This window comes from Acidovorax sp. sif0632 (assembly GCF_019218805.1).
GTDB lineage: Bacteria > Pseudomonadota > Gammaproteobacteria > Burkholderiales > Burkholderiaceae_C > Acidovorax > Acidovorax facilis.
Genome location: NZ_JAHUWW010000002.1, coordinates 609,217 through 632,654, shown reverse-complemented (window position 1 = coordinate 632,654; position 23,438 = coordinate 609,217). Strand labels below are relative to the sequence as shown.

The following is a 23,438-nucleotide window of genomic DNA, read 5'->3' as shown; positions in this document are numbered from 1 at the left end:
ACCATCAGCACACACCATGAACACTATTAAATTGATAGCTGCTTGCGCTTTATGGATAAGCGCTAGCATCTCTTTTGGCCATGAAAACGCCCATCACACCGCATCGAACAGCCCGGTGGTCAAGGAGCAAAAGGACTGGGGCATCGCAGGCGACGCCAAGGCCGTGCGCCGCACCATCACCGTCCGCATGACCGACGACATGCGCTTTGCGCCGAATCACATCGAAGTGCGTGAGGGCGACACCGTGCGGCTACGTGCCGAGAACAAAGGCAAGGTGTTGCACGAGATCGTGATCGGCACCAAGGCCGAGCTGAACCAGCACGCCGAGATGATGAAAAAGCACCCCGGCATGGAACATGACGAGCCCTACATGGCCCACGTGGCGGCGGCCAAGACCGGTGACATCGTGTGGCACTTCAACCGCGCCGGGAGTTTTGACTTTGCCTGCCTGATCCCCGGCCACTACCAGGCCGGCATGACCGGCACCATCACTGTGCTGCCGCGCAACCCATAACGCCAGGAGAGACACGCCATGACCAACTCACGCAATCCACGCTCCTCATCCACCGCAGCCCACCCTGCACGACGCCAATGGCTCACCACCGCACTGCCTTTGCTGGGTGCGGGTGTGGCCGTCGCCCTGCTGCCCGGCCTGTCCCGAGCAGCCACCAACACCCCAACACCGCTGGAGGTGTGGAAAGACCCGAACTGCGGCTGCTGCCAGGACTGGGTGGACCACATGCAAGCCAACGGTTTTGCCGTGAAGGTGCACGCCACCGGCAACAACGCCGTGCGCGCACGGCTGGGCCTGCCGCAAAAGCTGGGCTCGTGCCACACCGCCCTCGTCGGCGGCTATGTGGTGGAAGGCCATGTGCCTGCCAGCGACGTGCGCGCGCTGCTGCAGCAAAAGCCCAAGGCCCTGGGCCTGGCGGTGCCTGGCATGCCTGTGGGCTCGCCCGGCATGGACGGCCCTGCGTATGGCGACCGGCGTGACCCGTACGACGTGCTGCTGGTGGCGCGCGACGGCAGCACCCGTGTTTTCAAAAGCTACAACAAGAAGGCATCGACATGAAAATCCTTTACATCCCACTAGTCGCCAGCCTGCTTCTCCTAGGCGCAGGGCCCGCTCTGGCGCAAGCACCCACCGCTGCAGCCTCCGATAGCCACAACAGCCACCATCCGGCCCCGTCGGCGACCCAAGCGGAACTGAGCGAAGGCGAAATCACCCGCTGGGACCCGCGCACACTGCGCCTCACCTTGAAGCATGGCGAGATCAAGAATCTGGAAATGCCGCCCATGACCATGGTCTTCCGCGTGGCGGACGCCAGCGTGGTGGGTGACATGAAACCGGGTGACAAGGTGCGCTTTCGGGCAGAGCAGGTCAATGGCGCTTACCACGTCAAGCAGATCGAAAAGGCCCCGTGATCCCCCTGCCGGCTGACTGACGTCGCACAAACCAGCTCGTGCGCCCGGGCACCATAATCGACGGCCATGAGTTCTCAACACGTTCTGGCCGGCAGCGCTGGCAGCATCACCCGCGTGGCGGGCATCGAGGTCGGTCACTTCACCGAAACCCGCCGCCCCACGGGCTGCACCGTCATCATCACCCGCGAAGGCGCCGTGGCCGGTGTGGATGTACGGGGCGCAGCACCCGGCACCCGTGAGACCGATCTGCTCCACCCCTCCAACCTGGTGGACAAGGTGCACGCCATCATGCTGGCCGGGGGCAGCGCCTGGGGGCTGGATGCCGCCACTGGCGCCGTGCGCTGGCTCGAAGAGCGCAATATCGGCTTCGATGTGGCCGTGGGCCGCCTGCCCATCGTGCCTGCTGCCGTGTTGTTTGACCTGCTGGTGGGCGACATGCACATTCGCCCCGACGCTGCGGCGGGCTACGCGGCGTGCGATGCGGCATCCACCGCCGACCCGGCCGAGGGCAATGTAGGTGCGGGCACGGGTGCGGCACTGGGCAAGATCTTCGGCATCCAGCGCGCGATGAAGGGCGGCATTGGCACCGCCTCTGTCACGGTGGATGGCGTGACGGTGGGCGCACTCATCGCCTGCAATGCCCTGGGCGACGTGATCGACCCCGACACCGCACAAGTGATTGCAGGCGCCCGCACCGACGACGGCCTGCGCCTGCGCGACACACGCCGAGCCCTGCTGCGCGGCGACCCGCCCCAGCCCCTGCTGGCGGGCACCAACACCACCATCGGCGTGGTGGCCACCGACGCCGTCATCACCAAGGTGCAGGCCCACCGCCTGGCCGTGGCCGCCCACGACGGCCTGGCGCGCAGCATCAACCCGGTGCACACCATGTCCGACGGCGACACGCTCTTCAGCCTGGGCACTGGCCGCGCAGGCAAAAGCCTGGGCATGATGGTGCTGGCCGCCATGGCGGCCGAGGCCACGGCCATTGCCACGGCACGCGCGGCACGCGCGGCGCGGTCCATCACCACGGCGGAAGGTTTGTACTTGCCGTGGGCTGGTGAGTTGGGGTAAACCATGGTCATGGGGCCATGGCACATGAGCCCATATGATGCCCACACCGCGCAGGGCTCAAGCGCCAGAACACGCCGGGAGCGCACCGCGGCCCCCACGCGCCAGTCTTGCCACCCTATCTATCGCGACAAGGAGAATTCATGAAAGACCTAAACCGTCTGCGGCACAGCTGGTTGTTGTGCCTGCCTTTGCTCCTGAATACCCAAGCCGCCATCGCCCAGGACCAGTTCGTGGACCTGCAATCCAACGGTGGCTACACGTCCTATCGCCTGCCGGACGACACCACACAGGTGGACCTGAGCGCACAGACACAGGGGGCTTGCCGTTTCAATCGCACCTGGGGCTATGACCTGACGAACCGGGAACTGTGGACCAACGGGGGGTGTGGCGGCCGCTTCCAGATTACCCGCAGCTACGCCTCTGGCAACAGCAGTGGGTCCAACGCTGGCGCAGCTGTGGCCGCGGTGGCTGCCATCGCGGGCCTTGCGCTGCTGGCCAACCACAACCGGCACGACAACGACCGGCGACCCGAGTACCCGGACTATCCCGGCCAAGGTGGCGACTGGGGGCGAGAAGTCCGCGTGGACGGCCGCCTGTGCCTGGACGTGCGGGGTGGCAAGTTCCAGCCAGGCACCTCATTGCAGGTGTATGAATGCAACGGCACCGCGTCCCAGCGGTTTGCTGTGGGGCGCGGGGGTGAGATCCGGGTACGCGACCTGTGCGTGGACGTGGACCGTGGCGACCCGCGCGATGGCGCACGGGTGGTGCTGTGGTCGTGCTCAGGCTCGCGCAGCCAAAGCTGGGCCACCCGGGGCGGCCAGATCGTGAGCCAGCTCACCGGAAAATGCCTGGACGTGGAGGATGGCCGGGTCCGCCAGGGCGCACACACCATGGTCTGGCCCTGCAACCGCAGCCCCAGCCAACGCTGGTGGTGGTAAGGAGGGCCCAATGATGATCACACCCCAATCCCCACACGCTCTGCGCACCATGCGCTTGCTGTGCAGTGCAGCGGCGGCAGGCACCTTCGCTCTGGCATGTGCATCCGCCGCGCAGGCAGCGGATGCCCCGGTGTCTTCCCCCACATCCCCACCCAAGGTGACTACCACGGCCCAGAAGCCAGCAGCACCATCGCGCGCCAACCGGCTCCAGGCGATCTGCTCGTCTGCTGACCTGAACCACGACGGCAAGGTGTCTCTGGAGGAGTTTCATCGGGACATCGTGCAAGGCTGGCACAACCTCTCGCCCGATGCGACAGGCCATGTCCAGCTCTCCGACCTGGCCCAGGTGCCGCGCATGGGCAAAGGCCGCCTGAAGCGACTTGCAGCCGTTGACACGGACAGCGACGGCAAGCTGTCGTTCAAGGAAGTCGTTGAAAGCCGCATGGCCTATTTCGACGCGGCGGATACCGATCAGGACGACCAGCTCTCCCTTTCGGAATGTGTGGCTTACGAGCGCCAGCGGCGCGGCAGCAAGCCATAGATCTCAGGAACTCCTTGTCGCTCCTGGCCCCATGTGCCTGGAGGGCGTACGCCACAGCCACATGAACAACCACGGGGCCTCGGATGGTCGCAGAGGCCTCGTGGTTGCTCCACCCCATGTTCAGCACTTATTCCATGTCCCAGGCTTTCCGCAATACCCTGCTTTCTCTGCGCGATCTGATCGTGTCGGCCGGTCCTCTCGCGTTTCTGGCGGTGGGACTGCTGGTCCTGGCGTACTGGTGGCTCAACCCCAACCCACCCAAAACCGTAACGCTGGCCACAGGCCCGGCGCAAAGCGCTTACGAGGAGTTTGGCAAGCGCTACCAGAAGGCGTTGGCGGTGGACGGCATCGAAGTCCGGTTGCTGCCCAGCGATGGCTCTTCGCACAACCTGCAGCTGTTGCGTGAGGGCAAGGCCGATGTGGCGTTTGTGCAGGGTGGCACGGCCGAACTGCAACCCGATGATGCCGACGAGCTGGTGTCTCTGGGCAGTCTGTTTGTGGAGCCCGTGTGGCTGTTCTACCGTGCGGAGACTGCAGAACGTGTGTACAACACGCCGCGCATCGACAGCCTGCGGCAGTTGCGTGGCTGGCGGGTCAATGTAGGCTCAGACGGTAGTGGCGTGCCCAAGCTGATGGAGCGCCTGCTCGACGCCAACAAGGTGGCGCCTGGTGCGGTGCAGATGTCCCGGCTGGAGCAGACGCCAGCCACCGTGGAATTTCTGGCGGGCAGACTTGATGCGCTGGTGTTCGCCTCGGCCCCCGAATCCCTGATGGTGCAGATGCTGCTGCAGACACCCGGCGTGCAGTTGCTGGACTTTGCCCAGCACGAGGCCTATGCGCGGCGGTTTCCGTTCCTGACTCCGGTCACGTTGCCGCGCGGCGTGGTGGACCTGGCGGCCAACGTGCCCACGCGGGATGTGCGCCTGGTGGCATCCACCACCTCGCTGCTGGCGCGCGATGCCACGCACCCTGCCCTGCTCACCCTGTTTGCGCAGAACGCGCAGAAACTGCACGGTGGATCGGGCTGGTTCAACCGGGCCCGCGAGTTCCCCAACTCACGCAATAGCGAACTTCCGATTGCCAAGGAAGGCGACCGGGCCATGAACGAGCCGGTGCCGATGCTGCAACGCTACCTGCCGTTCTGGATGGCAAACCTGATTGAGCGCATGTGGCTGGTACTGGGCATTTTGCTGGCGATCATGCTCCCGCTGTCGCGCGTCGTGCCGCCGCTGTACCAGTTCCGGGTGCGTTCACGCGTTTTCCGCTGGTATGGCCGGCTTCGTGAGATTGAAAACGACATGGAGGCTGGCAACATTGACGCCGCCGAGCTGCTCAAGGCCCTCAATACGCTGGAGGCACAGGCTGAAAAAGTGAGCGTACCGTTGTCCTACGCAGACGAGTTGTACGCGCTGCGCAATCACATTCACCTGGTGCGCAAAAAGTTGCTCCGCGCCTGAGCTGTCCCTGGCGCTTCAGGGTACATCTGTGAATTGAGCGCCCTTTGTTGCATGGAGCACGCGAGGCCAAGGCTCAAAGCGATGGCGAATCGCGTGGTACTGAGTTAGCGTGTCTTGGAAGACTTGGAGCCCAACGGGGCAACTTTGGAGGAAGGGGCGCTACTGGGCACCTTCCGGGACGAGCCCGCTGAGACAGCGTCCAGAACACGGACCGTGGAGGACACTGCCGGAACCACCCGCAGGGATCCGTCCGCAGCCAGCTTGTCACGCATCCGCCGGGTCATGGACTGCGTGCTTGCATCCGGTGCGGTGAAAAGGAACAGAGTGCCGTGTGGGCTGGCCCAGGTAAGTTGCGTGCGGACGACCCGGCCGTTGGTGACCAGCTCGACCCATGCGCCAATTACAAAGTCAGCGTAGGGATCGGGCGCATCCACGGGCGCCTGAACACTGTCCTCGGGGGCCACAGCGGAGGCTTGCGCTTCAGCAGGGGCTGCTTCTTGGGCCACCGGCTCGGGTTCTGGCTGAGGCGCCGCCACAGGTGCGGGCGCTGGCTTTTCAAAGGCCGACTGATGCAGCCCCACCAAACGCTGCAAGAAGGCGCTGGTCTGCACTGCGGGGTAATTGATGGTCTTGAGCCCCTTGCGCAGCTTGGCCAGCAGGCCGGGTATGGCCTCGTTCAGGCGCTCAGGTTCCTGGCGGGTCAGGTCGGGTTGGGCGCTCCATAGCAGCACGGGCACCAGCGCCAGGTAGCCACCGGGGTCCTCATCCTGCCCATCTCCGCCCTTGAGCACCTGCGCCAAGGCGATCACGTCCGCCCATGGGCCGGCGGCAAAATCGAGCACGTCGGCAGGCACGTTCTCCAGATCAGGCAGCCTGCGGATGTCGGCAGCAGTCTTTTCGGCCAGCATTTCCCGCTGCTCCGCTTGGAGCAAGGCTTTTTGCTGCGCTTCCTGATGGGCCTTGATCTTCTGCTCCTGAGTCTCCCAGGCAGACTGCAGGGCCTTGAGCACGGTATCAAAAGGCCCTGCATCTTTGATTTCGTTGGCAGTCAGGTGCTCCACCGCCCCTTGCACCAAGCGCATGAAACTGCTGAACCCCGGCGTTGCTTCTGCGGTGAACGCCAGGCTGCGTTGCGTCAGCTCATCCAGCAAACGGCGCGCGGGATGGGTGCCATCGGTGAAAAAACGCCCATCGTGTGTCACCAGTTGTTTGAGTGCGGGCTCCAAACTCTTCACAGCCTTCTGCACGGGCGGCAGAAGGCGAGCATCCTGGGCAATGTTCTCCATCATGCGGCCAACCACCTCAATGGCCATGGCCGGGGATTGGGTGGCCGCCTCCATCGGCATGGCCGCGTACACCACAGGAGCCACACCCGGGCCCCGCCACCCCGTCAAAGGCGCCGACAGCGAAGCTGCCTGGCTGCCGCTGGCGAGCCTTCCCACCAAGCGTTCGAGCTGGGCCATGTCCTCGATGGCCTCGGCCGCTGCACCCACAGGGTAGTAACCACCGCCTTGCGGCATGGGTTGGGCACCCGCCACAACCCCGCCGACAGGAGGCACACCCCACGCAGGCTGCAAAGCCACCGGCTGCGAAGGCATGGCGCCATATGCGCGTGGATCAAAAGGATCTCCGCCAGCCAACATCTGGCGCAGGATGCCCACCGTCAACAATGCTTCTTCTGCGGCTGGCGCCATCGGCGACTGCAGGGAATCGCCACTCCAGCCAGTGGAGGGCCCCATGCCACGGCCATAGCCGGTGTTGCCATAGTCCCCCATGGGCGCGCCCATCGAATTGCCATAGCCGGAGTAACCCCCACCATATCCGGTACCCATGCCGGTATTGATGCCGGGGCCGCCGTAACCACCGCCACGACCCGCGTTGCCGCCGGGCGTGCCGAGCACCGCGTAGCCCACGGGCTGAACACCATGTTCGCGCAGGCTGGCAGCCGTTTTTTTGTATTCATCCACCAGCAGCTTACCCAACAGGTCGCGCATGTGCTGCATCCACAGCTGGCGCACCTCGGGCGATACGCCAGTGTCTCCCACCACTTGCTGGAGAGCGCGGATATAGCTTTCGGGGCGCAGTGGGTTGCGTTCGGGTTGCACACTGCGCAAGCCCTGTGCGGAACTGACGAGGGTGTTGAGTTCGGCCAGCACCGCATCAGTGGCATGCAATGCCGATTGCTGCGCCTTGGACAGCTCCACCTGCGCCTGCATCTCGTTCTCATCCATGAGCGAGAGTTCACCGAAGTCCATGCCGGTGTCCTCGGCAGAACTGCGGCCTTTGGCAGCGGGACCTTCGGCAAAAATCTCCAGCAGGGCCATGGGATAACCCTTGACCAGCGCAGCTTCATGCTGGTTCAGCAAGCGCAGGCTGTCACTGACCAGATTGCGCTGCTGGATATTGCGGACGACAGACTCCTCACCCGTCAGGGCCCCTTGCGTGACCTTGACCAATTCCTGCATCAACGCCTCGCCGCCGCGCACGGCGTTGACGACACAGGCGCGGAAAACAGTTCTCGAACGAGAAGCAGTCTGGGACATGGTGGGGAGGAATCGATCGGACAGCAGGTTTCCAGATGCAATGCTACTTGACCTGACGCCTTATTTGAGGGCTTTGAACCTCATTCGTTTGGGTTTTGCCCCTTCTTCACCCAGGCGCTTCTTCTTGTCGGCCTCGTACTCCTGGTAATTGCCGTCAAAGAACGTCCACTGGCTGTCACCTTCAGCCGCCAGGATGTGGGTGGCGATCCGGTCCAGGAACCAGCGATCGTGGCTGATTACCAACATCGTGCCGGCAAATTCCAGAAGCGCGTCTTCGAGAGCCCGCAAGGTTTCCACGTCCAGATCGTTGGACGGCTCGTCCAGCATCAGCACGTTGCCGCCCGCAATCAGGGTCTTGGCCAGGTGCAAACGACCGCGCTCCCCCCCTGAGAGCATGCCAACCTTCTTTTGCTGGTCGCCGCCATTGAAGTTGAACCGGCCACAGTAGGCGCGGCTGGCCATCTGGAATTTGCCCACGTTCAGGATGTCGAGCCCGCCCGATACGTCTTCCCAGACGGTCTTGTCATTCGACAAGTCATCGCGGTGCTGGTCCACAAAGGCCATCTTGACGGTGGAGCCGATAACGACCTCCCCCGCGTCCGGCTTTTCCTTGCCCGCAATCAGCTTGAACAGCGTGGACTTACCGGCGCCGTTGGGCCCGATGATGCCGACGATGGCGCCTGCAGGAATGTTGAAGCTCAGGTTGTCGATCAGCACGCGGTCGCCAAACGACTTGGTGACGTTCTTGAACTCGATCACCTGGCTGCCCAGACGGTCCGCCACGGGGATGAAGATTTCGTTCGTTTCGTTGCGCTTCTGGTATTCGTAATCGCTCAGTTCCTCAAAGCGGGCCAGACGGGCCTTGCTCTTGGCCTGGCGGGCCTTGGGGTTCTGGCGCGACCATTCAAGTTCCTTCTTCAGGGCCTTGGCGCGGGCTTCCTCACCCTTTTGTTCGGCTTCCAGACGGGCGCCCTTCTGGGTCAGCCAGTCGGAGTAATTGCCCTTGTACGGGATGCCGGACCCACGGTCCAGTTCCAGAATCCATTCGGCGGCGTTGTCCAGGAAGTAGCGATCGTGGGTGATGGCCACCACGGTGCCGGAGTAGCGCTGCAGGAACTGCTCCAGCCAGTCCACCGATTCGGCGTCCAAGTGGTTGGTAGGCTCGTCAAGCAGCAGCATGTCGGGCTTGGACAGCAGCAGGCGGCACAGGGCCACGCGGCGCTTTTCACCGCCGGAGAGCACACCAATGTTGGCATCCCAAGGTGGCAGGCGCAGCGCATCGGCTGCGATTTCCAATTGGTGCTCGGAGTCGGTACCCGCCGTTGCAATAATGGCTTCCAGCTCGGCCTGCTCGGCGGCCAGCGCGTCAAAGTCGGCATCTTCAGCGCCATAGGCGGTGTAGACCTCTTCCAGACGGGCCTTGGCGGCAAAAACCTTGCCCATGCCGGCTTCCACGCTCTCCCGCACGGTTTGTGTCGGGTCCAGCTGGGGTTCCTGGGGCAGATAGCCGATGTTCAGACCGGCCATGGGGATGGCCTCGCCTTCGATTTCCTTGTCAAGGCCCGCCATGATCTTCAGGAGGGTGGACTTACCCGAACCGTTAGTCCCCAATACGCCAATCTTGGCGCCCGGGAAGAAGCTCAGGGAGATGTCTTTCAAGATCTGCCGCTTGGGCGGCACGATCTTGCCGACGCGATTCATGGAAAAAACGTATTGGGCCATTGAGTGTCAAACCTGCAAAAATGAGCAGAAATTCTGCGTGCAAACCGAGATTATCGGGCCATGCGACAATACCCACCGTAGCGGGCTCCAGTTGCCCGCCACATCAGCACACTGCTGGGGACGAAGGAAGCATCAACTTCCAGGCTCCCACTCTTGAACCTCATCGGCTTGAGACTGGCTCGACAACCTCCCGGTTGCACGACAGGCCGATACCCAGCGCCCCGGACGGGCGCATCCAAAGACATGACATTTGACGAACTGAACCTGGCTCCTGCCATCCTGAAGGCCGTGCACGAAACGGGCTACGAAACCCCCACGCCCATTCAGGCCCAGGCCATTCCCGCCGTGCTCGCAGGTCACGACCTGCTGGCTGGCGCGCAGACTGGCACCGGCAAGACCGCCGCGTTTACCCTGCCCATGCTGCACCGCCTTTCGCAAAGCGCTGCCCCCAAGAACAAGTTCGGTGGCAAGGGCATCCGTGCCCTGGTGCTGACGCCCACCCGCGAACTCGCCGCCCAGGTGGAAGAATCCGTGCGCGAATACGGCAAATACCTGGATATCAACTCCACCGTCGTCTTCGGCGGTGTGGGCATGAACCCGCAGATCGACCGCGTCAAGCGCGGGGTGGACATTCTGGTGGCCACGCCCGGCCGCCTGCTGGACTTGCAGCAGCAGGGCTTCCTGGACCTGTCGACCGTGCAGGTGCTGGTGCTCGACGAGGCCGACCGCATGCTGGACATGGGTTTCATCCACGACGTGAAGAAGGTGCTGGCCCTGGTGCCCAAGGACAAGCAAAGCCTGCTGTTCTCGGCCACCTTCAGCGATGAAATCCGCGACCTGGCCAACACCCTGCTCAAGAACCCTCAGAGCATCCAGGTCACCCCCAGCAACACCACCGTGCAGCGCATCTCGCAGGTGATTCACCCCGTGGGCCGTGGCAAGAAGAAGCAGGTGCTGCTGCATATCATCCAGCAGCACAACTGGAGCCAGGTGCTGGTGTTCACCCGCACCAAGTTTGGCGCCAACAATGTGGCCGAGTTCCTGACCAAGAACGGCGTGCAGGCCATGGCCCTGCACGGCAACAAGAGCCAGAGCGCGCGCACCCAGGCACTGGCAGGCTTCAAAAGCGGCGAAATCCGCGCTCTGGTGGCCACCGACATTGCAGCGCGCGGCATTGACATCGACGACCTGCCGCACGTCGTCAACTACGAAATCCCGAACGTCTCTGAAGACTACGTGCACCGGATTGGCCGCACGGGCCGCGCTGGCGCAACCGGCGAAGCCGTGAGCCTGGTCTGCATGGACGAAGAAGGCTTCATGATGGACATCGAGCGCTTCACCAAGCAGCAGATCCCGGTCCAGATCATCGAAGGCTTCGGCCCCGACGCGGGCGAGAAGGCAGAGCCCATCGCCATGGGCCGCCAGACCATCTGGGGCGGTGCAGGCAAGCCCCCGAGCCGTGACGTGATGCAGGCAGCCGCCAAGGCAGCCCGCAGCGAAATGATGGACCGCATCCGCACCAACAAGGCCGGCCAGGGTGCTGGCGGCGGCGGTGGCGGTGACCGCGGCCCCCGCAGTGGCGGCGGCGGTGGTGCCCGTGGTGGCCGCGCCGGTGGTGCCCCTGCTGCAGCGGGCGGTGGCGGCAATGGTCCGCGCGGTGGCCGTGCCGGTGGTGGCGGTGGCGCCCAGGGCGGCGGCGCACGCGCTGGCGGCCAGGCACCTGCACGCGGCCGCTCCGGCGGCAGCGCCGGTGGCGGAGGCGGCGGCTACGAAGGCGGCAATCGCTACGACGACTCGCAACCCCCACGCGCGAATGCCCACCTGGGCACGCACATGGGCCATGCCAACCCAGGCCATCGCAACTCCAGCCATGCAGGCGGCGGCGCTGGCGGCCAGCCAGATCCCATGCGCACCAGCGTGGACAGCTTGGGCGGCGGCGGTCGCCGTGGCGGTGGTGGCTATCGTGGCAACAACGGTGGAGGTGGCGGCTATGGCGGAGGCACGGGTGGTTCTGGTGGCCGGGGCAACGGGTCTCGTGGGCCGGGCGGTTCTCGCGGCTCTTTTGGCCGCTGATCCGTCGGTAGGCAAAAACACAGCCCATACCGGCATAGCGCCGGGCGAAGCGCTGCCACCCGAGGTGCATGCGCTGTATGCCCTTGGTCGGCACATGCCGGACATCACGCATCCACGGCTGCACCTGCACGCTGTGGATTTTGCGGCCTTGAGCGCACAGCCCGCGGTCCCGGGCCTGCCGCATGTAGATGATGTCTACATCACGTTGGGGACGACCATCGCAGCGGCCGGCAGCCAGCAGGCTTTTCGCGCGGTGGACCACGACGCTGTCGTTGCCACCGCGCGCACAGCGATGGCGGCCGGTGCCACCCGCTGCGGGGTAGTGACCGCCATGGGCGCAGACGCAAATTCCCGCATCTTCTACAACCGTATCAAAGGCGAGGTCGAGCAGGCGCTCAAAAGCCTGGGCTTTGACACGCTCGTGATCGCACGCCCATCCTTGCTGCTGGGTGAACGCCGGGCTCTGGGCCAGGCCGCGCGCCCCGCCGAGTCCCTGTCCATCAAGGCCTTCAAGTTGCTGGACCCGCTCATCCCCGCCAGCTACCGCGCCCGCCCCGGTGCCGATGTGGCGCGAGCGCTTGTCCATGCCGTGCAAACGCGGCCTTCGGGGCTGCACGTCCTGTCAGGCAACGCGCTGCAGGTCTTCTGACCTCTTCCCCAGTCCACTGCAGTTGCCTGTGCGATGCTGTGGCCTATGCGCCCCAACGACTTCCCCCAGCCCCTGGCCACTTTGATGGTGGCCACCTGCAATGTGCTCAACCTGGCCAATCCTGGCCGCCTGTTCTACGAGAACCAAGACCCCTACAGCCAGACGGAGTTTGATCGCAAGCTCACCTGGCTGGGCGACCGGTTTCGCATGCTCAATGCCGACGTGCTGGCAGTACAGGAGGTGTGGGACGACGCAGCATTCAAGGGCGCCCTCGGCCGCAGCGGCCTGCGCTACGACTTCGTGGCGGTGCCCGGGGCGGAGAACGATGCGACGCACACTGGAGCACAAGGCACGCCCCGGGTAGGAATTGCGACACGGCTCAAGGTGGATGCCTTGCAGTCGTTTGCGGAATTTCCTCCGGGCTTCCAGGTAGAAATACCGGGCCTGGGCCTGCACACGCGCTTTGAACGGCCGCCTCTGGTTGCAACACTGCGCATGAAACACGGACAGAGCCTGAACATACTGACGGCCCACCTCAAATCCAAGCGGCCCAAGTTCCTGCAGGATGCACAGGGCAACCCCACGGAAGACCGGGACGACCGCAAGGTGATGGCGCTGGCATCGTTGCGCTCGCTGATCATGCGGGGCGCCGAAGCCATGGCGCTGCGCTGCCTGGTCATCGACCTGCTGCACCGCACCAGCGTGCCGCTGGTGGTCTTGGGCGATTTCAATGACACCCCGGACAGCGTCACCACACAGCTCATCTGCGCCACCAATGAGATCGCCTACGACCGCTCGGCACGCGATGTCGCGCTGTTCAATGCCTACGACCTGCAGGGCGATGCGGCGCTGAAGAAGGATGTCGCGTACTCACACATCCACCAAGGCTCGCCCAGCGTGCTGGACCAGATTCTGGTGAGCGAGGAGTTCGTGCACAACGGCAGGAACAGCATGGGCGACGTGCGGCGCGTGGACTACTTCAACGACCACCTGCACGAAGGACGTGACAGGACCCGATCGGACCACGGTTTTGTGCGCGCACTGCTGCGGCTGAAGATGGCACAGCAGACGGAGCCCTCACCTGCACCGTCCACATCCGCCGGCACCTCGCTGGCTTCGAATCCAGTCCCATCGGCCCCAAAACTGTGACATCCCACAGGGCTTTGGCGCGTCAACCCCGGGTTTGCAACGGGATGTACGCTGACACGGCATGGCGGTGACGGGCAGGTAACATCACCGTAACAAAGCCGCCCGGCCAGGCCCCAAAAGGCAGATACCACCATGAACATGTACCCCGACCTTCACCGCACCCCACCAGAAGCCTCCTCGGCCCTGCCGCCACCGGCTCGCCCACAGCGCATGCCCTGGAAGGTCTCGGCGTTGCTGGCAGCCGTGCTGCTGACGGCGTGCTCCAGCACCCCGCTGCCACCCTGGCCATCAGCGCCAGCCACGCGAACCAGCGCACCGGCCCCCTTGCCCCGCGCTCAGCCAGGTACGGTGGTGCCAGCGCCCTTGGGCCAGGCACCACAGGCTCAGGCCCCGCGCCAAGGGGCGATCGCCAGCCCGCTGCCACCACCCGCGCCGCTGGTCGTGCAAAACGAAGGCCCGATGGCGCCCCCCTACGGTGCGGCCGTGGCGGCCCGGTTCCCTGATCCACCCATGGCCTACAGCACACCCGGCCTGGGACCGGACCGCAGAGCTTTCACCACCAATGCCGAGCTGGGCCAGTGGCTGCATTCCCTGGCCGATCCGGCTCCCCGTGGGCCCACGCGCACCAAGCTGCTCAACCTGGGCATGTCGCAGCGCGGTGAACCCATCCTGGGCCTGCTGGTGACCCGCGCTGCGGGCACGGAACCCGTCAACCTGGACACCAGCGGGCGGCCCACCGTAGTGCTCGTCGGCCAGCAGCACGGCGACGAGCCCGCAGGCAGCGAGGCGCTGCTCGTGATCAGCCGTGAACTGGCCCACGGCCTGCTGGAACCCCTGCTAGACCGCATCAACGTGGTGATAGTGCCACGCGCCAACCCCGATGGCGCCGCCGTTGGCACCCGCGTCACAGCCAATGGCGTGGACATGAACCGCGACCACCTGCTGCTGAACACCCCCGAGGCCCGCGCACTGGCCAAGGTGGTGAACGACTACCGCCCCATCCTGGTGGTGGATGCCCATGAATACACGGTGGTGGGCCGCTACCTGCAGAAATTCAACGCCATCCAGCGTTATGACGCCCTGCTGCAGTACACCACCACCGCGAACTACCCCGAGTTTCTGACCAAGGCCTCGCAGGAGTGGTACCACCAGCCCATGGTGGCGGCCCTCAGGGCCCAAGGCCTGACCAGCGACTGGTACTACACCACCTCGACGAACCCGGACGACAAACGCATCTCCATGGGGGGCACCCAACCCGACACCGGCCGCAATGTGAACGGCCTGAAGAACACCGTCAGCCTGCTGATCGAAACACGGGGCGTGGGCATCGGGCGGATGCACATCCAGCGCCGCGTGCATTCGCAGGTCACAGCCATCACCAGTGCACTGCGCAGCACCGCAGAGCGGGCAGCCAACCTGGAGCAGGTCCGATCCTTCGTCGTGCGCGACGTGAGCGCCCAGGCCTGCCGCGACCAAGTGGTGGTAGAAGCAGCGGCCACTCCCACCCAGCGCGAGCTGGACTTCCTGGACCCCGAAACGGGTGCAGACCGCGCCATCCGGGTGGACTGGAACTCATCCCTCACCTTGCGCCCCACCAAAACCCGCGCCCGCCCCTGCGGCTACTGGCTGTCGGCCGGCTCCACCGCCGCCGTTGAGCGCTTGAAAATGCTCGGCCTGCAGGTGATGCGCGTGGCCGAATCTGGATCGGCACTGGCCGATATCTACCGCGAAACAGCGCGTGAGTCCGGCGACCGGCAGGACGTGATCGGCACCATCGCTGGCGGCAAGGGCATTGTTCGCGTGCAGGTATCGCCAGTGCGCAGTGCCATTGACGTGCCTGCGGGCAGCTTCTATGTGCCACTGAACCAGCCCCGCGCCAACCTGGCAGTGGCCGCCCTGGAGCCCGACACGCAGAACAGCTATTTCGCCAACCACCTGATTGAAGAGCTGGGAAATACCGCGCGCATCATGTCACCCCCTGCCCTGGTGTTTGAAGACATCAACTAGCCTTGAACGCGCCTGCCTGAAACCCACCACCGACGAACAATGCAAGTCTTGTGGGTCCAGGTGGCAGAAATGCGGGCCAAGGTGCAGGAGGCAGTGCGCAGGAGCAGCCCAGCGAGGCTGCAACCAGTGCCCCGGCAGAGAAAATACTATAAAAATAATAGCTACTAGCGCTTATTCATCAAGCGCTAGCAGCCAAAAACACTGATATTCAGACCCCACCGTGCAGCGATGCAGGGCGGGTATGCCGCGCAAGGCGTGCTTCGGTACGCTCCAGCACATGGCGGGCCATCGCCTGGGCCAGCGCCTCGTCGGCCAGGAACACCGTGCTGTCGCACTCCTGCGCAAGCCGCCGCGCTTCATCGCCGCTGTGGCTGCGCACCACGGTTTCGATATGGGGGTTCAGTGCGCGCGCGGTGGTGATGATCTGCCGCACATTCAGGGTGTCCGGCGTAGCAATGACCAGCATGGCGGCGCGGGCAATGTGCGCTTGAATGAGCACGGCAGGGTCCACCGCATCACCAAACACTGCTGCAATGCCAGATTCCCGCAATGACTCCACCATTTCGCGGTTCTGCTCTGCAACCACGAACGGGATGTCGTTGGCCACCAGCACATTGGCAACGCGGCGCCCCACCCTGCCGTATCCCACCAGCACCACTTGCCGCGCGAGATAGCGGGCGTCGGTGCTCGTGGGCAGTTCGGCCAGAGGGTCGTCGCGCTGCTCCAGCCGCCGCGCCAATGCCGAACGGGCACGCAGCCAGGCCTGCAGCGGAGCAATGGCATGAAAGAGCATCGGATTGAGCGCCATCGAGATCAGCGCCCCCGCCAGCACCAGGCTGGCCCCTTCGGGCGGCAGCAGCCCCAGCGACGAACCCAGCGCCACCAGAATGAAAGAGAACTCCCCGATCTGCGCCAGGCTCGCCGAGACCGTGAGCGCCGTATTGAGCGGGTAGCGAAATGCCAGCACCAGCGCGGCAGCCGCCAGCGTCTTGCCCAGCATGATGATCGCCACCACCGCCAGCACCTGCATTGGCCGGCTCCACAGCACGGAGGGGTCGAACAACATGCCGACCGAGACAAAAAACAGCACGGCAAAAGCGTCGCGCAGCGGCAAGGACTCTTGCGCAGCCCGGTGGCTGAATTCCGACTCGCGCATCACCATGCCGGCAAAAAAAGCCCCCAGCGCAAACGACACCCCAAACAGCGCGGCAGACCCAAAGGCAATGCCCACCGCAGCGGCCACCACACAGAGCGTGAACAGCTCCCGCGAACCCGTGCGCGCCACCTGCCAGAGCACCCAAGGGAACAGACGGCGCCCCACCAGCAGCATCAGCGCAACAAACCCTCCAACCTGCAGCAACGTCCATCCCAAGGTCTGCCACAGCGCCGCGCCATCCACGCCCTGGGCGGCGGAACCTTCCCCCCCTTTGCCGCCACCCAGCCAGCCTGCCAGCGGCGGCAACAACACCAGCACCAACACCATGGCCAGGTCTTCCACCACCAGCCAGCCCACGGCAATCCGCCCGGTGTGACTGTCCAGAATGCCCAGGGTCTCCAGCGCACGCAACAGCACCACCGTGCTAGCCACCGAGAGCGCCAAGCCAAACACCAAAGCCCCACCCAAGCCCCAGCCCCACCAGGTGGCCAAAGCCATGCCCAGCGCCGTGGCCACCATCATCTGCACCACCGCCCCGGGCACCGCAATCTTGCGCACGGCCAGCAGATCACCCCACGAGAAATGCAGGCCGACGCCAAACATCAACAGCATCACGCCGATTTCAGCCAACTGGCTGGCCATTGCCGCATCTGCCACAAAACCAGGTGTGTACGGCCCGATGACCACGCCCGCCAGCAGATACCCGATCAACGCTGGCAACCGCAACCGCGTAGCCACAAAACCCAACGCCAGGGCCAGCCCCAGCGCGGCAGCGATGGTGTGTATGAGCGTGACGCTGTGCGGCATGGTGCGGGCGGGGTGGGGGAATGCGTTAGCGGGTAGGTGACCTCGTTATACCCGCATCCACCGGGCTTTTGCTACTACCGACATCGGAGCCGCCATCTTCGGGGAAGCTCCGCACGCAGGGTATGATTCGCGGTCTGCGCTACAGCGCAGTTCCGAAATGTTTTGCAATACAAGCAAGTAGGCGCTTCTCTGCAAAAAGCTTGTCTACTGCCCGTAGCTCAACTGGATAGAGCAATAGCCTTCTAAGCTATAGGTCGGGGGTTCGAGTCCCTCCGGGCAGGCCACCCCATCCCCTCTGAAAAACACCTTTTCTGCATTGCGCCAGGGAAGAATCGAGGAAGAATTTTCGATTGATGCGACGCCATCCTGACAAAATCGCAGGCATGGCCGCCCAGAACATCGTAGACCTCCCACCCTGCCGCCCAGGCATGGCAGACACCCACCGCCGCGCGACAAACGCATTCCGCGCGCACTGGCGCACACACGGTATAGCGCAACCGCAGAAGCTGGTCCTGACCAGGGCCCAGGCCGACGATCTGCTTCTGTGCCGCCTCTATGGCTGCGTGCCAATGAATGGCGTGAAGCCAGAGCAAGGCAAATTCAATGGCAGCCCGATAGAGGTATCGGATGCCACTGCTGGCGTTCTTGTGGCCCACGATGGCACCGAGATGCCGCTGGCGGACTTTGACCAACTAGCTCACGCCTGAAGCCAGCTCTGGACGGTCGTTCTATATGGATGACCTCCTACGACGGCCGACACAGGCGAGTGTCCCAATGGACTCTTTCCACAAGGAGCTCCCCATGGCCACCGACCCGAACGAACACCCAGCCCACAAGGTCCCCGAGACCTATCCCCTTCCCCCGGGCGACCTGCCGCCCAGTACCGAGACGCCGACTATCCCCCCGCAGCCCCAGCTCCCCCAATCAGGGCCGGACTACGTTGGCGAAATTGAGGATGAAGGTGCAGATCCTGTGGGCCCGTCGCCCAGGACCAGATTTCTTCCGATTGCGGACGTCCCTTAGCCCCGCTGACGCCGCATAGCTACCATGCCCAGAATAGCTAGCAATGACGACAGTCCAAGTAAGGCGTACTCACCGAGCGTGGGAATGCTAGCTGGAGCGGCGGGTGGCGCTAGCCCCACATTGATGATGATCTCGTCGCCAGATGGCACGAACAACGTTTGAGTCCCCACATTGAGGCCAATCGCTGCCAACGTCGTACCTGCAAAAGTCGTTTGATTGACGAGCGGAGACGCTGAAACATAGTTTTCCGGTAGGTACAGCTCAGTTCCCAGGAGGAACACGTTGGGCCCCGAAGAGCTTGACCCAGCGGTCGGCACTATAGAAGGCAGCGAAATGCCAGGCGACAGCGCCCCAGGATACCAATCTCCGTTTGTGTCTGAGCCAATGCAGAGGGCATTTGTACCGATGAATCCATCGCCAAGAAGACACGGTCCAATGAGGCCCACGGAGGAGAAAGAGCTGGTGTTTATCGAGCCTGAGCCACTCATCACGACATCAGGCCCCACCTGATTGATGTTGATCGTGTAGACGGCCTGAGCTAGGTTCGCTCCCAGGAAGAAAATCAAGCCCACGCCAACGTCTCGCAAATTCATCTCCACCCCTTCATAAGAATACGTATCATTTGAAGTGTAGAGGATGTCTTTGATCCAGCCTAAGCCAAAGTTGCGGGCACGGCCCATGTAGAGTCGGTTTTGGGGTGGTGAAAAGGTCGGCCCCTCCAGCACCCGAAGGGCGATGCAAGGCGCCAAGCTGGTGAAGTTGTCTATGTCCTCCCGGGGCTCCGAACTCACCCAGCTCCTCAAGGCCGTCAAATACTTGGGCCCGGTAGTTGCCGGGTTCTATCTTCTCGATTCTCAGCGTCAGGATCATCAGCGTTCAATGGATCAGGAGACGGCACAGCCACAGCGTGGAATGCGGTCCACAACCGACCATCACAGCGTCGGCTTCCACCCCTGGCTCACGATTCAAGCGGCGCGGTGGCTCAGTTCTACTTCGGCGCGGACATTTCATGCATTGATGCCTGAAAGGACACTCCCTTCCATCAAAATTTGGAGCACTATCGGTTTGGCTGCGGGACGGCAGCGTAGTTCATGGCGATGGCCTGGACCACCGCGCCAATGAGCGCGCCATCGCCCGCACTCTGAGGCAAAACCTCCCGAACGATCTGGACCGCGTACTCCAGCTGCTCCTTGGCAAGGGCTGCTGACATGGCGTTGCCACGTTTTTCGCTGGGCGACGCGTCGCGGATCACAAGGCTCATGGAAAACTCCAGAAAAAGCTAAAGACGCAGTATGCGCTGCATACGACGCGCTACATCCCGGCACTACCCAAATCCCGCCAAGAAAGACTGTTCGAAGAGTGGGCTGAAGTAATGGCTCCGGACTGCCCCTCACATGCTGGAGGCCCAAAACAAAAAAGCGCCGCAACATTTGTTGCGGCGCTTTTTCTGATTTGGGGTGGCTGATGGGGCTCGAACCCACGACAACAGGAATCACAATCCTGGACTCTACCAACTGAGCTACAGCCACCGTAGCTTTATATTATAGCCTGGGATTTGAGCCCCAAGACCAATTTGCTTAATTTTCTGCAGCGGCCTGCAAAGTGGCCGAGGGTCGCGGCGCTTTGATCTCTGCCTTGAAACGCTTCTTGAGCATCTCGTAGTACGCTTGGCCTTCCGCCGAAGCCCACCACTGCATATATTGCTGCCGCTCCTGTTGCGCGCGCTGGCCCTCTGGAGGCGGCCGAGGCACCACACGGTTCACCTTGACCACAGCATAACCCTCGCTCCCCAGGTCCACACCAACCCAGGCTGGGAGAGCGTCGGCTGTCGGCGCGTGCAACGCTGCATCAATCAGAGGACGGGGCAGGTTCTGGACCTGCTCACGCGAAATCTGGATGGGGGCACCGAGGCCGCTGGCGGTTGCCGGGGCCGCTTTCCACGCAGCCAGCTTGGCTTCGCCATCCTTGCGCGCCAATTCAGAGGCTTTCTGCCCCACATACAGTTCGCGCACGCGGGCTCGCACTTCTTCCAGCGGCAGGGTTTTGGCGGGGGTGTACTGCACCACACGGCCAGCAGCCAGTTGGTTGGGGCCTACTTCCACGGCCTCGGTATTGCGTTTGTTCTGCACCGAATCCGAAGAGAAGAGTGCTTCCAGGAACTTGGGGTTGGCCAGTGGTCCCAGCGCGCCAGGAGCTGGCGTGCGGGTGAGGCCAGACGCGGTCTGCACCTTGAGCTTGAGCTTGTCTGCCACCGGCTTGAGGCTGTCTGCCTGTTCATACACGCTGTTCGTGAATGACTCCGCCACCTCGGCAAACTTGCGCTGCGCCTGCTGCTGCTTGAGTTCGGCTTCCATGGTGGGGCGCAGTTCTTCAAAGGAAGGCTGGCGGGGTGCCTTGATGTCGGTCAGCTGGATGATGTGGTAACCGAAGTCGGTTTCCACCAAATCGCTGATTTCACCCTTCTTGAGGGCAAAGGCCGCGTCTTCAAACGGCTTGACCATGGCGCCCCGTCCGAAGAAATTCAGATCGCCACCTGCGGTGGCCGATCCTTTGTCGTCCGAGGCCTTCTTGGCCACATCCGCAAACGTGGCTGGCGCCTTGCGCACCTGGGCCAGCAGTTCCGTCGCACGTGCCTTGGCCTTCTCACGGTCGGCAGACGATGCGTCCTTGGAGGCATTGATCAGGATGTGGCTGGCGCGACGCTCTTCCTTGCCAGCCATGCGCGCAACGTTTTCCTTGTAGTAGGTGCGCAAGTCGTCCTCATTGAGGGTGATACCGGAACGCACGCTGTCGAGGTCCAGAACCACATACTCCACCGAAGCCTGCTCCATCTGAAGGAACTTTGCAGGATTTGCCTTGTAGTAGGACTCCAGATCTGCATCCGTGGGAGCAACCTTGGCAGAGAAATCTGCAGACTTGAAGCGCACCACCTGGATTTCTCGCTGCTCATAGAGCGGGTCCAGCGCGAGCTTGACCTGGGCATTGGTACTGAAGGCGGTACCCATCACACCACCAATGACCTGGTTGATCGACAGATCGCGGCGGACATTGGCCTCGAAGCCTTCCGGCGTCAAACCTTGCGTACCCACCAGGGCCCGATAGGCTTCTGCGTCCAGCGTACCGTCAGCGCGCTTGAGCCCTGCAATGGCGGGAATCTCCTGCAGGCTGCGTGCCAGCCGCGAATCACTCGTCACCAGGTGCATTTCCTTGGCGGCAGCTGCCAGCACGCGGTCGCGCACCAGGCGCTCCAGCGTGGCGTAGCGGGCCTGGGGAGAGTCAAGAAGCTTGGGATCGACCGAGGGAGACTGCGCACGCATGCGGTCGGTCTCCATGCGATGGGCATTGTCCCAGTCAGTCTGGTTGATCTTGTCGCCATCGACGCGCGCCACCACTGGGCTCTTTTCAGAGAAGTAGTTGCTGTCAATGCCTACCAGCACAAACGATGGAATGATCAGCAAGAACAATAAGATCATCACGATCTTGGAGTGCTTGCGGATGGATTCAAACATGGTCGATCTTTCAGAAGGCAAAAAACAAAAGGCGAACTTGCGTTCGCCTTTGTTCGGTGGTGGTGGGTCCTGACGGTCTCGAACCGCCGACCTACTCCGTGTAAAGGAGCCGCTCTACCAACTGAGCTAAGGACCCCACCTAAACTGATCCTCAGTTCAAGGCATCTTTCAATGCCTTGCCAGGACGGAACTTTGGAACTTTAGCAGCTTTGATTTTAATCGTAGCGCCGGTACGGGGATTGCGGCCCGTGCGAGCAGCGCGTTTGCCGACCGCAAAGGTACCGAAACCGACGAGCGAAACGGTGCCGCCCTTCTTCAGGGTCTTCTTGACGGCCTCGATCGTGGATTCCAGGGCACGAGCAGCGGCGGCCTTGGAGATGTCGGCGTTGGTAGCGATGTGCTCAATCAGTTCGGTTTTGTTCACAAGAAGCCTCTCGGAAAAGAGTTGATGGAATGTCTCGCGGATATCTGGTCTTCACACGTCCGAAAGCGCAGCCGGAGGCTGGTTGAAAACAGACGGGGGAATGACTGGCATACACAGCAGTGGCTGCTGCATCAGATTAAAGCCATCGAGTTTCCGGGTGTCAATACAACACGCTGGTTTGGCGCAGCGTTGGGATGAATTCTAGTCGTATTTCACGCTGCGACAGGGCTTGTGGGGCGTTTTTGTCTCAAACACGCCGTATGGGCAGCACTCCGTATTGACACCCCAGTTCCGACAATGCAGCGCAGGCCACAGTCCCCCGCATTCATCCGCAAAACCACCGACGGGATGCGCGCGCCCCACTCCTGCTACTTCACACGCGCCCGGATTTCTGGCAATGCCTTTTGCAGGTAGTACACCATCGACCAGACCGTGAGCACAGCCGAGGCCCAGATGAGCCAGGTGCCCCACACGCCGGTATCGATGACGCCGAACAGGCGCCCGTCATAAAGAAGGAAGGGGATGGCCACCATCTGCACGGTAGTCTTGACCTTGCCGATCATGTGCACAGCAACGCTCTTGCTCGCGCCGATCTGCGCCATCCACTCGCGCAGGGCTGATATGGCGATCTCGCGGCCGATGATAATGAGCGCAACGAACACATCGGCGCGCTGCAGATGCACCAGCACCAGCAGCGATGCACACACCAGAAACTTGTCGGCCACCGGGTCCAGAAAGGCGCCAAACGACGAGGTCTGGTTCAGTTTGCGGGCCAGGTAGCCGTCCAGCCAGTCGGTGGCTGCGAACACCACAAACATCACGGTGGCAATGAGGTTGCGCGTGGCCGGGTCCAGCGGCGCGTAGAACACCCCCACGATCAAAGGTATCGCGACGATGCGCGTCCAGGTCATCAAGGTGGGGATAGTCCAGAACATGGGTCG

Annotated in this window: 20 protein-coding genes and 3 tRNA genes; 13 read left to right on the top strand and 10 right to left on the bottom strand. The window is 63.1% G+C overall.

The window, feature by feature from the left end; all coding sequences use genetic code 11:
• Positions 1-16: 16 nt before the first annotated feature.
• The 7 genes from KW832_RS08090 to KW832_RS08060 all read left to right on the top strand — a co-directional run bounded on the left by KW832_RS08090 (position 17) and on the right by KW832_RS08060 (position 5,435).
• The gene (locus tag KW832_RS08090) at positions 17-514 is read left to right on the top strand and encodes a plastocyanin/azurin family copper-binding protein (RefSeq protein ID WP_218299486.1); all 498 of its coding nucleotides are present in this window, start codon (positions 17-19) and stop codon (positions 512-514) included.
• 18 nt (positions 515-532) lie between these two features.
• On the top strand, positions 533-1,072 hold the full coding sequence (locus KW832_RS08085; RefSeq protein WP_218299485.1) for a DUF411 domain-containing protein: 540 nt from the start codon (positions 533-535) through the stop codon (positions 1,070-1,072).
• On the top strand, positions 1,069-1,425 hold the full coding sequence (locus tag KW832_RS08080) for a copper-binding protein (RefSeq protein ID WP_055400753.1): 357 nt from the start codon (positions 1,069-1,071) through the stop codon (positions 1,423-1,425). Before KW832_RS08085 ends, KW832_RS08080 begins: the two co-directional genes overlap by 4 nt.
• Before the next feature lie 66 nt (positions 1,426-1,491).
• Positions 1,492-2,499 (top strand): P1 family peptidase, encoded by a 1,008-nt coding sequence (locus KW832_RS08075; RefSeq protein WP_218299484.1) that lies wholly within the window; start codon positions 1,492-1,494, stop codon positions 2,497-2,499.
• Positions 2,500-2,639: 140 nt separating this feature from the next.
• Positions 2,640-3,437 (top strand): lectin, encoded by a 798-nt coding sequence (locus tag KW832_RS08070; protein WP_218299483.1) that lies wholly within the window; start codon positions 2,640-2,642, stop codon positions 3,435-3,437.
• Between the two features lie 13 nt (positions 3,438-3,450).
• Positions 3,451-3,978 (top strand): EF-hand domain-containing protein, encoded by a 528-nt coding sequence (locus KW832_RS08065; protein ID WP_255577575.1) that lies wholly within the window; start codon positions 3,451-3,453, stop codon positions 3,976-3,978.
• Positions 3,979-4,112: 134 nt separating this feature from the next.
• Entirely contained in the window at positions 4,113-5,435 is a 1,323-nt protein-coding gene (locus KW832_RS08060) for a TAXI family TRAP transporter solute-binding subunit (RefSeq protein ID WP_121508737.1), read from the top strand.
• 104 nt (positions 5,436-5,539) lie between these two features.
• On the opposite strand, the gene KW832_RS08055 is transcribed toward KW832_RS08060, so the two are convergent.
• Together KW832_RS08055 and ettA are read right to left on the bottom strand one after the other, a co-directional pair.
• Positions 5,540-7,978 carry a DUF1631 family protein gene (locus KW832_RS08055; protein ID WP_218299481.1) on the bottom strand — a complete coding sequence of 813 codons (2,439 nt, stop codon included), beginning with the start codon at positions 7,976-7,978 and terminating at the stop codon, positions 5,540-5,542.
• Positions 7,979-8,038: 60 nt separating this feature from the next.
• On the bottom strand, positions 8,039-9,700 hold the full coding sequence (ettA, locus tag KW832_RS08050) for an energy-dependent translational throttle protein EttA (protein WP_055400762.1): 1,662 nt from the start codon (positions 9,698-9,700) through the stop codon (positions 8,039-8,041).
• Between the two features lie 243 nt (positions 9,701-9,943).
• Here ettA and KW832_RS08045 point away from each other — a divergent pair, with 243 nt between their 5' ends.
• The 4 genes from KW832_RS08045 (at position 9,944) to KW832_RS08030 (ending at position 15,578) form a co-directional block, all read left to right on the top strand.
• Entirely contained in the window at positions 9,944-11,773 is a 1,830-nt protein-coding gene (locus KW832_RS08045) for a DEAD/DEAH box helicase (RefSeq protein ID WP_121419699.1), read from the top strand.
• A 94-nt stretch (positions 11,774-11,867) separates the two neighbouring features.
• On the top strand, positions 11,868-12,422 hold the full coding sequence (locus KW832_RS08040) for a nucleoside-diphosphate sugar epimerase (protein WP_255577574.1): 555 nt from the start codon (positions 11,868-11,870) through the stop codon (positions 12,420-12,422).
• 33 nt (positions 12,423-12,455) lie between these two features.
• Entirely contained in the window at positions 12,456-13,571 is a 1,116-nt protein-coding gene (locus tag KW832_RS08035) for an endonuclease/exonuclease/phosphatase family protein (RefSeq protein WP_218299479.1), read from the top strand.
• Between the two features lie 132 nt (positions 13,572-13,703).
• Positions 13,704-15,578, top strand: coding sequence for a M14 family metallopeptidase (locus KW832_RS08030; protein ID WP_218299478.1), 1,875 nt, complete (start codon positions 13,704-13,706; stop codon positions 15,576-15,578).
• A 208-nt stretch (positions 15,579-15,786) separates the two neighbouring features.
• Here KW832_RS08030 and ybaL read toward each other — a convergent pair whose 3' ends face one another.
• Entirely contained in the window at positions 15,787-17,541 is a 1,755-nt protein-coding gene (gene ybaL, locus KW832_RS08025) for a YbaL family putative K(+) efflux transporter (protein WP_218299477.1), read from the bottom strand.
• A gap of 207 nt (positions 17,542-17,748) precedes the next feature.
• Here ybaL and KW832_RS08020 point away from each other — a divergent pair.
• A tRNA-Arg gene (locus tag KW832_RS08020) sits at positions 17,749-17,825 on the top strand.
• Positions 17,826-17,969: 144 nt separating this feature from the next.
• On the top strand, positions 17,970-18,248 hold the full coding sequence (locus KW832_RS08015; protein ID WP_218299476.1) for a hypothetical protein: 279 nt from the start codon (positions 17,970-17,972) through the stop codon (positions 18,246-18,248).
• 312 nt (positions 18,249-18,560) lie between these two features.
• Here KW832_RS08015 and KW832_RS25880 read toward each other — a convergent pair whose 3' ends face one another.
• The 7 genes from KW832_RS25880 to pgsA form a co-directional block, all read right to left on the bottom strand.
• A complete protein-coding gene (locus tag KW832_RS25880; RefSeq protein WP_218299475.1) occupies positions 18,561-19,355 on the bottom strand; it encodes an IPTL-CTERM sorting domain-containing protein in 795 nt (264 codons plus the stop codon).
• Between the two features lie 266 nt (positions 19,356-19,621).
• Complete coding sequence (locus KW832_RS08005) at positions 19,622-19,825, bottom strand: hypothetical protein (RefSeq protein WP_055400780.1); 204 nt, start codon at positions 19,823-19,825, stop codon at positions 19,622-19,624.
• A gap of 192 nt (positions 19,826-20,017) precedes the next feature.
• A tRNA-His gene (locus KW832_RS08000) sits at positions 20,018-20,093 on the bottom strand.
• Between the two features lie 48 nt (positions 20,094-20,141).
• Positions 20,142-22,073 (bottom strand): SurA N-terminal domain-containing protein, encoded by a 1,932-nt coding sequence (locus KW832_RS07995; protein WP_218299474.1) that lies wholly within the window; start codon positions 22,071-22,073, stop codon positions 20,142-20,144.
• Between the two features lie 60 nt (positions 22,074-22,133).
• Positions 22,134-22,209 (bottom strand) — tRNA-Val (locus KW832_RS07990).
• A 15-nt stretch (positions 22,210-22,224) separates the two neighbouring features.
• On the bottom strand, positions 22,225-22,497 hold the full coding sequence (locus KW832_RS07985) for an HU family DNA-binding protein (protein ID WP_008906675.1): 273 nt from the start codon (positions 22,495-22,497) through the stop codon (positions 22,225-22,227).
• Positions 22,498-22,865: 368 nt separating this feature from the next.
• Positions 22,866-23,432 (bottom strand): CDP-diacylglycerol--glycerol-3-phosphate 3-phosphatidyltransferase, encoded by a 567-nt coding sequence (gene pgsA / locus KW832_RS07980; RefSeq protein ID WP_055400785.1) that lies wholly within the window; start codon positions 23,430-23,432, stop codon positions 22,866-22,868.
• Positions 23,433-23,438: the final 6 nt, after the last annotated feature.

What these genes read in the sequence shown, in the direction of transcription:
- KW832_RS08090 (WP_218299486.1), top strand. Translation starts at nt 17, where the DNA reads ATGAACACTATTAAATTGATAGCTGCTTGCGCTTTATGGATAAGCGCT.
- KW832_RS08085 (WP_218299485.1), top strand. Translation starts at nt 533, where the DNA reads ATGACCAACTCACGCAATCCACGCTCCTCATCCACCGCAGCCCACCCT.
- KW832_RS08080 (WP_055400753.1), top strand. Translation starts at nt 1,069, where the DNA reads ATGAAAATCCTTTACATCCCACTAGTCGCCAGCCTGCTTCTCCTAGGC.
- KW832_RS08075 (WP_218299484.1), top strand. Translation starts at nt 1,492, where the DNA reads ATGAGTTCTCAACACGTTCTGGCCGGCAGCGCTGGCAGCATCACCCGC.
- KW832_RS08070 (WP_218299483.1), top strand. Translation starts at nt 2,640, where the DNA reads ATGAAAGACCTAAACCGTCTGCGGCACAGCTGGTTGTTGTGCCTGCCT.
- KW832_RS08065 (WP_255577575.1), top strand. Translation starts at nt 3,451, where the DNA reads ATGATCACACCCCAATCCCCACACGCTCTGCGCACCATGCGCTTGCTG.
- KW832_RS08060 (WP_121508737.1), top strand. Translation starts at nt 4,113, where the DNA reads ATGTCCCAGGCTTTCCGCAATACCCTGCTTTCTCTGCGCGATCTGATC.
- KW832_RS08055 (WP_218299481.1), bottom strand. Translation starts at nt 7,978, where the DNA reads ATGTCCCAGACTGCTTCTCGTTCGAGAACTGTTTTCCGCGCCTGTGTC.
- ettA (WP_055400762.1), bottom strand. Translation starts at nt 9,700, where the DNA reads ATGGCCCAATACGTTTTTTCCATGAATCGCGTCGGCAAGATCGTGCCG.
- KW832_RS08045 (WP_121419699.1), top strand. Translation starts at nt 9,944, where the DNA reads ATGACATTTGACGAACTGAACCTGGCTCCTGCCATCCTGAAGGCCGTG.
- KW832_RS08040 (WP_255577574.1), top strand. Translation starts at nt 11,868, where the DNA reads ATGCCGGACATCACGCATCCACGGCTGCACCTGCACGCTGTGGATTTT.
- KW832_RS08035 (WP_218299479.1), top strand. Translation starts at nt 12,456, where the DNA reads ATGCTGTGGCCTATGCGCCCCAACGACTTCCCCCAGCCCCTGGCCACT.
- KW832_RS08030 (WP_218299478.1), top strand. Translation starts at nt 13,704, where the DNA reads ATGAACATGTACCCCGACCTTCACCGCACCCCACCAGAAGCCTCCTCG.
- ybaL (WP_218299477.1), bottom strand. Translation starts at nt 17,541, where the DNA reads ATGCCGCACAGCGTCACGCTCATACACACCATCGCTGCCGCGCTGGGG.
- KW832_RS08015 (WP_218299476.1), top strand. Translation starts at nt 17,970, where the DNA reads ATGGCAGACACCCACCGCCGCGCGACAAACGCATTCCGCGCGCACTGG.
- KW832_RS08005 (WP_055400780.1), bottom strand. Translation starts at nt 19,825, where the DNA reads ATGAGCCTTGTGATCCGCGACGCGTCGCCCAGCGAAAAACGTGGCAAC.
- KW832_RS07995 (WP_218299474.1), bottom strand. Translation starts at nt 22,073, where the DNA reads ATGTTTGAATCCATCCGCAAGCACTCCAAGATCGTGATGATCTTATTG.
- pgsA (WP_055400785.1), bottom strand. Translation starts at nt 23,432, where the DNA reads ATGTTCTGGACTATCCCCACCTTGATGACCTGGACGCGCATCGTCGCG.